Origin of the sequence: Sphingomonas palmae (assembly GCF_900109565.1) — a bacterium.
In the GTDB taxonomy this organism is placed as follows: domain Bacteria; phylum Pseudomonadota; class Alphaproteobacteria; order Sphingomonadales; family Sphingomonadaceae; genus Sphingomonas; species Sphingomonas palmae.
The window spans coordinates 753,945-765,947 of sequence record NZ_FNZZ01000001.1; the positions used below are offsets into that span (position 1 = coordinate 753,945).

The following is a 12,003-nucleotide window of genomic DNA, read 5'->3' on the forward strand; positions in this document are numbered from 1 at the left end:
CCGTATCCGTTCAGAAATTGTAGCGCGCGCCGAGCAGCGCCTGCGCCGACACCTGCTTGTCGAAATCGCCCTGGTCGAAGGCGTAGAGCCCCGCCGACAGCGACGTGCCGAGCCGCCCGAAGTTGCGGCTGTAGGTGCCGTTCAGCCCGGTGCCGTACACGTCCTGTGCGCCGACCAGATCGCTGGAGTACCAGTTGGCGTAGAGGTTGGCGTCGAACTGCGACACGCGGCTCAAGGCCCGCGAGTAGAACACCTGCGCGTAGGCGCTCTGGTCCTCGTTCCCCAACACCTGCGTGCCGACCGCGACGCGCGGCGCGTAGAGCCGGCGGTTGGCGTAGCCCGCGCCAATGCCGTAGCCGGTCCGTCCCTGCTGCACGGTCCACGCGCCGTCGATCCCGCGCGCGCGGTAGCTGGCTGTCGAGATCGACTGGAACACGTCATTCAGGCATCCGCCCGCGCCGCTCTCGCGGCTGCCGCCCTGGCGACCGAACACGCAACCGCCGAACAGCTGGCCGAACGGATCGTTCTGCGTCTGGAAACTGGTCGGCAGGCCCGCGATCCCGTCGCGCAGCTGGCGCCCGAACGTCTCGATCGCGTCGTAGACGACAACTTGCAACCCCGACGCTTCCGACATCCGCCACGAAAGCGCGCCGGTGTAGGTCTCCCCACCGTAGCGATAGCCCGCGGTCGCCTGTAACTCGACGCGCGGCGACGGACGCCAGATCACGCCCGCATCGTAGATCAGCCCATCGGTGTCATAGGCGATCCGCTCGGGCGAGTTCGGGTCGGTGACGAAGCGGCCATTATTGTCGACCACCGCGTTGCCGGCCGTATCGACCAGCGGGTCACGCTGCGTCGCCTTGATCCGTTCGTACCCCGCACCGGCGCGCAGCGCGACGGTACGGCTGACCGGCAGCACCACGTCGCCGCGGGCGTAATAGCCCTCGTAATTCTGATCGAGCTGGTTCGCGTCCTCTCGCTCGTACGCGCCGCTCAGCGTCACGCCGAACGGCGCGATCCGGTTGGCGGGGACGCCGATGCTCGCCTGCACGACATGATTGGTCGACGAGTCGTAGCCGTCGAGCCGCGGCGAGCCCGGCGCGAGCACGATGTCGTCGTTGCCCTCGACCTTCGTATAGCCGAAGCGGTAACTGCCATTCACGTCAAACGGTCCCGCGCGCGTCGCGACGGTGGGCCCGGCGAACAGCGAGTAGACCTGGGTCAGGTTGTCGCTGGTGCCGACGAGATTGATCGGTGCGGCGCCGCGGATGTCGCTGCGCTGCCGGGTGGCCAGCGCGCCGCCGTCGAGCGACAGCCAGGGTGCCACCTGCGTCGTCACGCGAGCGAGGCCGCTGTGGACGCTCAGGTCCTCGGTATTGTCCTCCCACGAGAAGCGCCGCTCGTAGCGGTAGCTGATCTGCCCGTCGGTCCGACCGGTGCTGATCCCCGCATCCACGCCGGCGGCAAGCGCGGTGTAGGTGACGACGTCGTCGCCGTTCGACAGGTCGGCCGCGACCGCCTGCGTCGCCTCGATATAGGGCGATACGTAGTGCGACCGCGACTGCGCATCGGCCGGCGATGCGGCGAGTACCGCCGCCGACGCCAGCAGCGCACCCGTCGAACCCAAAGAATACCGGGTCACGATTACTTCTCCTGACCGTAATAGCTGCCGAAGCGCCCACGCCCCGGCTCGAACGACACCGAATTGATGACGAGATGGATCTGCTCGCACCCGTCGAGCAGCTGCACCGCCTCGCGCACGTCCGTCTCGGTCGTGCGATCCGCGCGCACGACCAGCATGACCTGCCCGACCAGCAGCGCGAGCGTGGAGGCGGGCGACGCGGCGAGTGCCGGCGGCGTGTCGAAGACGATGATGCGGCGCGGATTGGCCGCGAGCAGGCGATCGATCACCGCCTCGGTTCGGTGCGAGGCGAGCAGCTCCGTGTCGGCATGGCTCCGCTTGCCCGCGGGCAGCAGCGACAGCTGCGGCACGTCGGTGCGCACCACGCACGTCTCGGGATCGAGCCGCGGGTCCCCCAGAATGTCGAGCAGCCCAACACTGTCCTCCAGCCCCAGCCGCTGCATGATGTCGGGCTTGGCGAAATCGGCATCGACCAGCAGGATCTCGACATCGCGCTCGGCCGCGAGGCTGATGGCGAGGTTGATCGCGCAGAAGGTCTTGCCCTCGCCGGGCTTTCCCGATCCGACGATGATCGTGCGCGCGCGCTGCCCGATCGGCCCTTCGGCGATGTCGCGTGCGGTCAGCAGCAGCTGCCGCTTGACCAGCCGGAACTCCTCCGCGAGCGCGCCGACGGGAGCGCCGGGCACCAGCATGCCAGCCTCCGCCAGCATCGTGCGATCGATCTGCGCCACGTCGCTCTCGGGTGCTTCCCACTTGTCGAGGCCATCGTCGTCGGTGTTTGACAAGAACTCCGCCGGGATCGCGGCGAGCGTCGGCGACACCGGCTGCGGAGCCGCGGCGACCTGCTCAGCGACGGAAGGCTGATCGATGAGCGGCTCGTCCGCCATCGGCGGTGCGGGATCTTCGGATGCGGGGATGTCGCGTGCGCGCAGGTGGGCGCCGAAGTCGTAGACCTTGGCCGCGCGCTCAATCAGCGACTCCTCGGTCGCGCGTTTCGGATACTGGGTCATGCGGCAAGTCCCCGCTGGAGCATCTCGACGCCGAGCAGCGCCACATACGCGACGCCCAGCGCGGCGAACCCGCCTGCCAGCCACGTCAGCCGGCGGCGGCGCAGCTCGGTCTGCTGGCGCGTCACCATCTCACCGATCGAGCCGATCACGGCCATGCCGGTGACCTTCTCGAGCTTCTGCGCGGTCGGGAACGTGCCCTGCAATTGACCCAGCGCTAAGGCCGCGCCGACGCCCGCGATCAACCCGGCCACCAGCACGCCAGTCAGCAGCAACGGGCGATTGGGCGCGGTCGGCGTGCGCGGTACGGTCGGCGGATCGATCACGCTGAACTTGACCGCGTCGGTCTGCGTCTGCGCCTGGCTGCGCAAGCTCACCTGCTCGCGCTGGGCGAGCAGCTGGTCGTACTGGCCTTTCAGCACATCATAGTTGCGGTCGATCTCGCCCTGCTCGGCGGCGACTGCGGGATCGCCGGCAAGCTTGGCGTTCAGCTGGTCGAGGTCGCCCTGCAACTGCTGCTTGCGCGCCTGCAAGGCGGCGACCGTCGACCCCTTGTCGGTCATCATCGCCTGAAGCGAGGAATAGGCCGGGTTGGCGACGCCGCCGTCGCTGCCGCCGGTCAGCGGCTCACCACGCGCCGCCGCCTGCGCCTGCGCCAGCTGCCGCTTGAGCGCGATCACGTCGGGGTGTTCCTCGGTGTAACCGCGACCGCGCGCGTCGGCAAGCTGGCCCTGGATCGCCGCCAACCTCGCGCGCGCCGGGCCGACGCCGGGGGCAATACCCGCGCCCGCAATCGTCTTCGGCGTCGCCGCCATCTGGCCCGACAAGGCCGCCATGCTCGATTGCGCCGCCGCCAGATCGCCGTCGACTTGGCTCATCTGCGTGCGCGCCGCGCCGATCCGGTCGCTGATCGATCCCGTGCCGGGCAGCGCGCCGAGATAGTTGTTCTGAAACGACGCGCGCTTCGCCTCCGCGTCCTGCAGCTTGGTGCCGAGCGCCTGCAACTGCCCGTCGAGGAAGGCGAGCGTCTGCGTGTTCTGCGAGCGGTCGGACGACAAATTGGTTTCGACGAAGATGTCGATCAGCTTCTGCGTGATCGCGGCGGCGAGCTTGGGGCTCGACGAGGTCGTGGTGATCTCGAACAGATTGTCCTGTTGCGCGACGATCTTGATCGCGCTCTGCAAGCCGGCGACGCGGTCCGCCACGTCACGGTCGCTCGACACGGTCTTGGCAAGGTCGGTGCCGCGTACGACCTTTTCGAGGCTCACCGCGCTGGTCAGCGTCTGGCGCACCGTGTCGATGTCGCGCGCGTCGTCGTTCGCCGCCTGCATCGAATCGGCACCCGCGGGCAGGACCGATCGCATCTGCACGAACACGCGCGCCTTTGAATCGTACCGGCTGGGGATCTGGCTGACGACCAGCCAGCCCGCGATGCACACGCCCCACGCGACCGCCAGCGCGATCCAGCGCCGCGTCCAGATCGCGTGCAGCGCGATACGCGCTTCGTTGAAGAGACCGCCCACCCGCGCTTCCTTTTAGAACATGCTCTCGGGGATGATGATGACGTCGCCGGGTTCGAGCCGGACGTTCGCGCTCGGGTCGCCGTCCTTCAGCAGCTTGTTGATGCGCAGCGCATATTCGGTCTGCTTGCCGGTCGCGCGATCGTAGCGGATCAGTCGCGCCTTGTTGCCGGCGGCATATTCGCCCAGCCCGCCGACCGCGATCATCGCGTCCAGCAGCGTCATGTTGGCGCGGTACGGCAGGCTGGCGGGCTTCTGCGTCGCGCCGACGATGCGGACCTGCTGGCTGAACGTGCCGGAGAAGCTGTCCACGATCACCGAGACGATCGGGTCCTTGATATATTCGCCCAGCGCCAGTTTCATATCGGCGGCGAGCATCGCGGGCGTCTTGCCGACCGCGGGCATGTCGCTGATCAGCGGCGTGGTGATGCGACCGTCGGGGCGCACCTGCACCTTCGATGACAGCTCGGGGTTGCGCCACACGAAGATACTGAGCGAATCGAGCGGGCCGATGACATATTCCTCGCCCGGCTGCTCCTTGCTGGCGACGAAGGTCGCGGGCGGCAGTTCCGGGCGCGCGGCGCCGCCGCCCGCGCAGGCGGTGAGCGTCGTCGACGCCATCAGCGCAGCGATCAAACCCTTGGAAACCGTCGCGAACCGCATTCAACCCTCCGTACACGCCGACCGACCAGCCTACGTGACTCGCGTCAGGCGGACTGGTGGCGTCGGTGGTCAGCTATGTGCGGTAGAGGTGAAGATAGCGTTTAGGACGCGTTCGCGAGCACCTCCGCGGGTGCGGGGTGTCCCAAAAAGGCACTGGGACTGGCGGTCAGACCATAGGCGCCCGCAATGAAGATCGCGATCACGTCGCCCACGTCCGCGCGCGGCAGCACGACGCGATCGGCCAGCCGGTCGAGTGGCGTGCAGAGGCACCCAACGACCGACACAGCGTCGTCCGCCGCCGCGCCCATCCGGTGGGCGAGCGCGATTGGATAATTACGCCGAACCACCGTGCCGAAATTGCCCGAGGCGGCGAGTTGATGATGCAGTCCGCCGTCGACCACGACGAACGTCTCGCCGCGGCTCTCCTTCCGGTCGACCACGCGCGTCAGGTACACCCCCGCCTCCCCAACCAACCAGCGGCCGAGCTCGATCGCGAAGGTCGTGTCGGCCAGCACCGCATTGCGCGCATCCAGCGCCTTCGCCAGCGCCGCGCCGATCCGCTCGACCTCGATCGGTCGATCGCCCGCGAAATGCGGAATGCCGAAGCCGCCGCCCAGGTTGACCAGCGGCGGCGCATGACCACTCTCCTCCCCAAGCCGCGTGGCGAGCGCGAGCGTCGCCGCCTGTGTTTCGATCAGCGCGTCGCTGTCGAGCGCCTGCGATCCGGCAAAGATGTGGAACCCGCGCCATTCGGCTCCGCTCGCTACGATCTCGCGCACCAACGCCGGCACGCGCTCGGCATCGACCCCGAACGGCGAAGCGCGCCCACCCATCTTCATGCCCGACCCGCGCAGCTCGATGTCGGGATTGACCCTCACCGCCAGCCGTGGCGCGATGCCCAGCCGCGTTCCAATCTCAATCGCGCGGCGTGCCTCACCCTCCGATTCGACGTTCAGCGTCACGCCCACGCGCACCGCCGCCTCCAGCTCCGCGTCGCGCTTGCCCGGTCCCGCGAAGCTGATCGCCCCGCCAGGCTTGTACGCGAGCACGTCGGACAACTCGCCCGCCGACGCCACGTCGAGCCCGTCGACCAACGCCGCGATCGCGCGCACCAGTGGTACATAGGGGTTCGCCTTGACCGCGTAGTGCAACCGCACGCCGTCCGGCATCGCGGCACGGAAGCGATCAACCTGGCCGCGCACCACGCCGAAATCGTACACGAACACCGGCGAGCCGTGCTCTGCCACCCAAGCTTCTGCACTATGCCCCGCGATCGTCAGCATGCCGTGCTGCTCCGCAAAGGCGGGCGGGATTGGTCCGATCGGCTTCACGCGCGTGCTCCCCGTATCTCGGCGGCGAGCGCGGCGCGGTCGAGCTTGCCATTGGCGTTTCGCGGTAGCTCTGCGCGCCACACGATCTCGGCCGGTTGCATGTAGGTCGGCAGATCGCGCTTCAACCGCGCGCGCAGCGCCGGCTCAAGATCGGCATGCCCGCGCGCGACGACGACGATCCGCTGCCCCAGCCGTGGATCGTCGACACCGATCGCGACCGCCTCGCGCGCCTCGTCGCCGGCGGTCACCGCCTCCTCGACCTCCTGCGGGCTGACGCGGTTGCCCGAGGTCTTGATCATCTCATCGTCGCGCCCGACGAAGCGCAACAATCCTGCTGTGTCGGCGACCACCGTATCGCCCGACCACACCGTCACCCCGCCCTCGCGCGAGAAGGCGGGTGCGAGGCGAAAGCGCTGCGCAGTTCGTTCAGCGTCACGCCAATACCCTTGCGCCACCAAAGGCCCGGCGTGGACCAGTTCACCCGGCTCACCCGCTGCCGCCTGCGTACCGTCGCCGCGTACCACCATCACCTCCGCGAACGGGATCGCGCGCCCGATCGAATCGGGGTTGGCATCGACCAGCGCGGGCGGAAGATAGGTCGAACGGAACGCCTCGGTCAGTCCATACATCGGGTACAGATCGGCCGCCGGAAAGCGCGCCCGCAGCGCGCGCACCATCGCCGGCGACAGCGCACCGCCCGAGTTGGTGAGTCGCCGAAGCCGCGCCGCCGTCTCTGCCGGCCACTCCGGCTCGAGCAATTGCGTCCACAAAGGTGGCACGCCCGCGAGCGTCGTCGCCCCGACGCGCTCGACCGCTTTCACCACGTCGCGCGGCGCCAGATAATCGAGCGGCGCGACCGCCGCGCCCGCCAGCCAGGTCGAGAAAAGCTGGTTTTGCCCGTAATCGAACGACAGCGGCAGCACGCCGAGCACGCGATCCTCGGGCTCGAGCGCCAGATAATGCGCGACCGACACCGCGCCGAGCCACAGGTTCGCGTGGCTGAGCATTACGCCTTTGGGTCGCCCGGTGGACCCGGACGTATAGAGGATCGCGGCGAGCGCGTCGGGGTCGGCGCTCGATGGCGGCAGCGGGTCACCCTCAATTGCCGCGACATGGACCGAAACTCCCGCGGGCACGTCACCCGCCTCGAGCGTCGCTGCGCGTGCCGCTTGCGTCAGCAGCAGCGCGGCGCCGCTGTCGGCGAGGATATGCGCCACCTGCGCGCGCTTGAGTGCGGGGTTGATCGGCACGTGCACCAGCCCCGCGCGCGCCGCCGCGAGCGGCATCAGGCACGCTTCGCGCGTTTTCGGCAGCCACGTCGCGACGCGCGCGCCAACGTCGGGCACCTGCGCCCTCAGCCAGCCTGCGAGCCTTGCCACCTTCTGCTCGGCCTCGGCGAACGTCATCGCTCCCGCACGGTCGATCAGCGCGGGCGCATCGGGCGCGCCGCGCAGCACGTGATCGATCGGTCGGGCGTGGCGGTCGAGCGGCACCATCCCGCCTCCATAGCGCGCCCGTTGCGCATTTCACCCCCCGCGCCTATCGCACCGCAGCAAAGCACGGGAGAGTTTGCGTGATTCCGGAAGGCACCAACGAGATCGAGAAGACGCTGCGCGCGGTGCTGGCCGACGTGCTGAGCCTCTCGCCCGAGCGCGTCGCCACCTTCACGCCCGAGACCGGGCTGTTCGGTTCGTTGCCCGAACTCGATTCGATGGCGGTCGCGGGCGTGCTGACCGAACTCGAGGATCGGCTCGGCATCGTGATTGAGGATGACGAGGTCGACGGCGAGATGCTGGAAACCTTTGGTGCGCTCACCACCTTCGCCCAGACCAAGGTCCTAAACTGAGCGACCTGCGCTTCGTCGATTATCACTGGCGCGGCGGCCGCGAGGCGATGCTGCGCATGGGGCCGGACGAGGGTCCGACGATCCTCTCCTTTCCCGCCCTGTTCGAGGAAGCGAACCGTACACGCGCGATCCTCGTCCGCGTCCTGCGACGGTTGGCGCAGGCAGGCTGGTCGGTCGCGCTGCCCGACCTGCCCGGACAAGGCGAGAGCACGACACCCGTTGTTGAGGTGGACTTGGCTGCGTGGCGCGAGGCAGCCGTCGCTGCGGCCGGGGTGCTCTCGTCACCGAGCCACGTCGTCGCGATCCGCGCCGGTGCGCTGGTCGACGCGGATGTCGCAGCGGCGAGCCGCTGGTACTGGTCGCCGATCACGGGTGAGGAGCAGGTACGCGAACTCACCCGTCAGCGCGCACTCGGCGACGGCGACGGCTACGCCGGGAACGACCTCTCCGACGCGTTGCTCGCGCAGTTGCGCGATGCGCAGCCGACAATCACCCCGCCGCCGCGCGTCGTCCGCATGGAAAGAGATCCCCGCCTCGCCGACCGGAAGGTCGCCGGCGCCGCGCCGTGGCGCGCGAGCGAGCCGTCGTGCGATCCGATGCTCGTCGCATCACTCGCCAACGACATCGCGGAGTGGCTCGCATGAATTCACACACCCGCCGAACGCCGATTCCAAGCTTGGTAGTTGAATGGCGCAGCGCATCAGTACGTTACTACGTGTTGATGGGACTCGGCGTCAGCTGCCATCCCGGCATCAAGGCATCATGCGCTGCCTGATCAGCTTCCGCTGCGCCGACGCGATGCTCGCCGGCACGCTCGACACGGGCGACGCGACCACCGGGTTGCTGATCGTCTCCGGCGGCAACGAGGTGCGTCACGGCGCGCATCGCGGCATGGCGATGCTCGCGCAACGTCTGGCCTCGCGCGGGACGCCGGTGTTCCGCTACGATCGCCGCGGTATCGGCGACTCGGAGGGTGACAATCGCGGCTTCGCTCACGCGGGCGACGATCTGCGCGCCGCCGCCGCCGCCTTCCGCCAAGCCGCGCCACACGTCACTCGTCTCTACGCCTTCGGCAATTGCGATGCGGCGACGCTGCTCGCGCTGGAGGGGCGCAGTGCGGAAATCGAGCGGGTGCTGCTCGCCAATCCGTGGACGATCGAGCAGGCCGACGACCTGCCCCCCGCCGCAGCGATCCGCGCGGGCTACGCGCAGCAGCTGCGTGACCCGGCGGAATGGCGTCGACTGCTCGGCGGCGGTATCAATATCGACAAGGTGTTCAAAGGCTTATGGAAAATCGCTCGCACACGATCACAGCCGAACACCCTGGCAACGAAGGTGACGACCGCGATCGCTCAATGGGGCGACGCCGCAACAGTGCTGCTCGCGCGAGACGACAACACGGCGCGCGCCTTCGCCGACGCGGCGCGCTCGCATGATTTTCAAACGCTAACGATCGACACGTCGTCGCACAGCTTCGCGCGCGCCGCCGACAAGCAGGCGCTCGCCGAGATCATCACGCGCTGGCTGGACGCTTGAGCGGCGTTATTCCGCCGCTTCCTTGAACTCCTCGAACTCGACCGCCGCCAGGAAGCGCTCGGCGTCGAGCGCGGCCATGCAGCCGGTGCCCGCCGCGGTGACCGCCTGCCGGTACGACTTGTCCATCACGTCGCCGCACGCGAACACGCCCGCGACGCTCGTCTTGGTGGTGCCGGTCTCGACCGCGATATAGCCGTCGTCGTCGAGTGCGAGATGCCCGCGGAACAGCTCGGTCGCGGGATGATGCCCGATCGCGACGAACCCGCCGTCGACCGGGATGCGCGAATGCTCGCCCGTCTGCGTGTCCTCCAACTCGAGCGCGACTAGGCCAGCGTTGCCGCCGCCGTCGACGAACTCGCGCACTTCCTTGTTCCACAGCACCTTGATCGACGGGTGCGCGTGCAACCGCTCCTGCAGGATGCGCTCGGCACGAAGCGAGTCGCGACGGTGGATCAGCGTCACATCGTCCGAGTGGTTGGTGAGGTACAGCGCCTCCTCGACTGCGGTATTGCCGCCGCCGATCACCGCCACCTTCTTGCCGCGATAGAAGAAGCCGTCGCAGGTCGCGCACGCGCTGACGCCCTTGCCCTTCATCGCGTCCTCGCTGTCGAGGCCGAGCCACTTCGCCTGCGCGCCGGTCGCGATCACCAGAACCTCGCCCTCGTACACGTCGCCGCCATCGCCTATCAGGCGGAACGGCCGTGTCGACAGGTCGACCTGTACGATCGTGTCCCACATCATGCGCGTGCCGACGTGCTCGGCCTGTTTCTGCATCTGCTCCATCAGCCACGGACCCTGGATCACGTCGGCGAAGCCAGGATAATTCTCGACGTCGGTGGTGGTGGTCAGCTGGCCGCCCGGCTGGATGCCCTGCACCACGATCGGCTTCATGCCGGCGCGCGCGGCGTAGATAGCGGCGGTCAGCCCGGCCGGGCCCGAGCCGAGCACGAGCATGCGAGTCGAATGTGTCGTCATGGGTCGCGATGTAGGGCGCGCCGCGCGGCTTGGAAACTATCGGCCGCGACAGCTTCGTTGCGTGCATCCCCAAGTCCTGCTTTGGTCGCGCGCATGACCGACTTCACCTTCCTGCTCCAGCCCGACCGCGGCCAGCCCGCGCGCGACATCCACGTCGTCCACCCCGACACGTATGAGGCATGGGCGGCCGAGCAGGGGCCGCGGATACGCGCCGCGCTCGCCGCCAATCGCGTCACCGGAAAACCCGGCAACCGCGCGATGCTGCCTGGCGAGGACGCGGACGATTGGTCGATGCTGCTGATCTGCAACGAGAGCCTTGACTCGCCGTGGCGCATCGCTTCGCTGGGCGATGGTCTGCCGGAGGGGACCTACCGTCTGGCGGGCAATGCGCCGGTCGGTGCGGCGGCGCTCGGCTGGTTGCTCGCTCAGCACCGCTTCACCCGTTATCGCAAGAGCGAGCCGGCGCCGCACCGCGTGCTGCTGACGGACGATCACGCCGGGATCGAGCAGACTGTACGCCTCGCGCGCGCTACCGCCTACCTGCGCGATCTGGTCGACACAGGCGCGAACGACATGGGCCCGGCCGAGTTGCAGGCCGAAGCCGCCGCGCTCGCCGACCGCCACTCGGCCACGCTTGCAGTGACGACGGGCGACGCGCTCAAGACCGGTTACCCGATGATCCACGCGGTCGGCCGCGCCGCCGCCGAGCACCGCGCGCCGCGCCTGATCGAACTCGAATGGGGCGACGCCAGCCACCCGCGCGTCGCGATCGTCGGCAAGGGCGTGTGCTTCGATTCGGGTGGGCTCGACATCAAGCCCTCGGCCGGCATGCGGTTGATGAAGAAGGACATGGGCGGCGCCGCACACGCGCTGGCGCTCGCCAGCGTCGTCATGCAGGCGGGATTGCCGATCCGCCTTCACCTCCTGATCCCCGCGGTCGAGAATGCGATCTCCGCCGATGCTTTCCGCCCCGGCGACGTGCTGCCGACGCGCAAGGGCGTGAGCGTGGAGAACACCAACACCGACGCGGAGGGACGCCTGATCCTCGCCGACGCGCTGACCAAGGCGGGTGAGAGCGATCCCGCGCTCATCATCGACTTCGCGACGCTGACCGGTGCTGCGCGTGTCGCGCTCGGGCCTGACCTCCCGGCGACCTTCGTCAACGACGACGCGCTCGCCGCCGACCTGTTCGCCGCCGCCGACGCGGTCAAGGATCCGCTGTGGCGCCTGCCCTTGTGGGACGGATACGACGACATGCTAAAATCGGACGTCGCCGACATGGTCAACGCGCCCGATGGTGGCTTCGCGGGTGCGGTCACCGCGGCCCTATTCCTGCGTCGCTTCGTGGACGCGGGCACGCCGTGGGCGCACCTCGACACGTTCGCGTGGCGCCCGGCGGCGAAGCCGGGTCGTCCGAAGGGCGGCGAGGCGTACGGCCTGCGCGCCGCGTTCGAGCTGCTGCGCCGCCGCTACCCCGCCTGAG

At 68.8% G+C, this 12,003-nt stretch carries 11 protein-coding genes; 4 read left to right on the forward strand and 7 right to left on the reverse strand.

The window, feature by feature from the left end; genetic code table 11:
* Positions 1-10 precede the first annotated feature (10 nt).
* The 6 genes from BMW51_RS03670 to BMW51_RS03695 all read right to left on the reverse strand — a co-directional run bounded on the left by BMW51_RS03670 (position 11) and on the right by BMW51_RS03695 (position 7,659).
* On the reverse strand, positions 11-1,642 hold the full coding sequence (locus tag BMW51_RS03670; protein WP_245708257.1) for a TonB-dependent receptor: 1,632 nt from the start codon (positions 1,640-1,642) through the stop codon (positions 11-13).
* A 2-nt stretch (positions 1,643-1,644) separates the two neighbouring features.
* The gene (locus BMW51_RS03675; protein WP_093003381.1) at positions 1,645-2,652 is read right to left on the reverse strand and encodes an AAA family ATPase; all 1,008 of its coding nucleotides are present in this window, start codon (positions 2,650-2,652) and stop codon (positions 1,645-1,647) included.
* On the reverse strand, positions 2,649-4,172 hold the full coding sequence (locus tag BMW51_RS03680; RefSeq protein ID WP_093003383.1) for an XrtA system polysaccharide chain length determinant: 1,524 nt from the start codon (positions 4,170-4,172) through the stop codon (positions 2,649-2,651). The genes BMW51_RS03675 and BMW51_RS03680 overlap by 4 nt, the downstream gene beginning before the upstream one ends.
* A gap of 12 nt (positions 4,173-4,184) precedes the next feature.
* Positions 4,185-4,832 (reverse strand): XrtA/PEP-CTERM system exopolysaccharide export protein, encoded by a 648-nt coding sequence (locus tag BMW51_RS03685; RefSeq protein ID WP_093003385.1) that lies wholly within the window; start codon positions 4,830-4,832, stop codon positions 4,185-4,187.
* A 101-nt stretch (positions 4,833-4,933) separates the two neighbouring features.
* A complete protein-coding gene (locus BMW51_RS03690; RefSeq protein ID WP_093003387.1) occupies positions 4,934-6,163 on the reverse strand; it encodes a pyridoxal-dependent decarboxylase, exosortase A system-associated in 1,230 nt (409 codons plus the stop codon).
* Complete coding sequence (locus BMW51_RS03695) at positions 6,160-7,659, reverse strand: AMP-binding protein (protein WP_093003389.1); 1,500 nt, start codon at positions 7,657-7,659, stop codon at positions 6,160-6,162. The genes BMW51_RS03690 and BMW51_RS03695 overlap by 4 nt, the downstream gene beginning before the upstream one ends.
* A gap of 77 nt (positions 7,660-7,736) precedes the next feature.
* On the opposite strand from BMW51_RS03695, the gene BMW51_RS03700 reads away from it, so the two are divergent.
* The 3 genes from BMW51_RS03700 to BMW51_RS03710 all read left to right on the forward strand — a co-directional run bounded on the left by BMW51_RS03700 (position 7,737) and on the right by BMW51_RS03710 (position 9,545).
* A complete protein-coding gene (locus BMW51_RS03700; protein ID WP_093003391.1) occupies positions 7,737-8,009 on the forward strand; it encodes an acyl carrier protein in 273 nt (90 codons plus the stop codon).
* Positions 8,010-8,065: 56 nt separating this feature from the next.
* A complete protein-coding gene (locus BMW51_RS03705; RefSeq protein WP_143051791.1) occupies positions 8,066-8,653 on the forward strand; it encodes a hypothetical protein in 588 nt (195 codons plus the stop codon).
* 118 nt (positions 8,654-8,771) lie between these two features.
* Complete coding sequence (locus BMW51_RS03710; RefSeq protein ID WP_093003395.1) at positions 8,772-9,545, forward strand: hydrolase 1, exosortase A system-associated; 774 nt, start codon at positions 8,772-8,774, stop codon at positions 9,543-9,545.
* Positions 9,546-9,551: 6 nt separating this feature from the next.
* On the opposite strand, the gene trxB is transcribed toward BMW51_RS03710, so the two are convergent.
* A complete protein-coding gene (trxB, locus tag BMW51_RS03715; protein WP_093003397.1) occupies positions 9,552-10,520 on the reverse strand; it encodes a thioredoxin-disulfide reductase in 969 nt (322 codons plus the stop codon).
* A 93-nt stretch (positions 10,521-10,613) separates the two neighbouring features.
* Between trxB and BMW51_RS03720 the strand changes: the two genes are divergently transcribed.
* Positions 10,614-12,002, forward strand: coding sequence for a leucyl aminopeptidase family protein (locus BMW51_RS03720; protein WP_093003873.1), 1,389 nt, complete (start codon positions 10,614-10,616; stop codon positions 12,000-12,002).
* The last annotated feature ends 1 nt before the right edge of the window (position 12,003 follow it).

Coding starts and splice junctions, on each gene's coding strand:
- BMW51_RS03675 (WP_093003381.1), bottom strand. CDS start 2,652: ATGACCCAGTATCCGAAACGCGCGACCGAGGAGTCGCTGATTGAGCGC.
- BMW51_RS03685 (WP_093003385.1), bottom strand. CDS start 4,832: ATGCGGTTCGCGACGGTTTCCAAGGGTTTGATCGCTGCGCTGATGGCG.
- BMW51_RS03695 (WP_093003389.1), bottom strand. CDS start 7,659: ATGGTGCCGCTCGACCGCCACGCCCGACCGATCGATCACGTGCTGCGC.
- BMW51_RS03705 (WP_143051791.1), top strand. CDS start 8,066: ATGGGGCCGGACGAGGGTCCGACGATCCTCTCCTTTCCCGCCCTGTTC.
- BMW51_RS03710 (WP_093003395.1), top strand. CDS start 8,772: ATGCGCTGCCTGATCAGCTTCCGCTGCGCCGACGCGATGCTCGCCGGC.
- trxB (WP_093003397.1), bottom strand. CDS start 10,520: ATGACGACACATTCGACTCGCATGCTCGTGCTCGGCTCGGGCCCGGCC.
- BMW51_RS03720 (WP_093003873.1), top strand. CDS start 10,614: ATGACCGACTTCACCTTCCTGCTCCAGCCCGACCGCGGCCAGCCCGCG.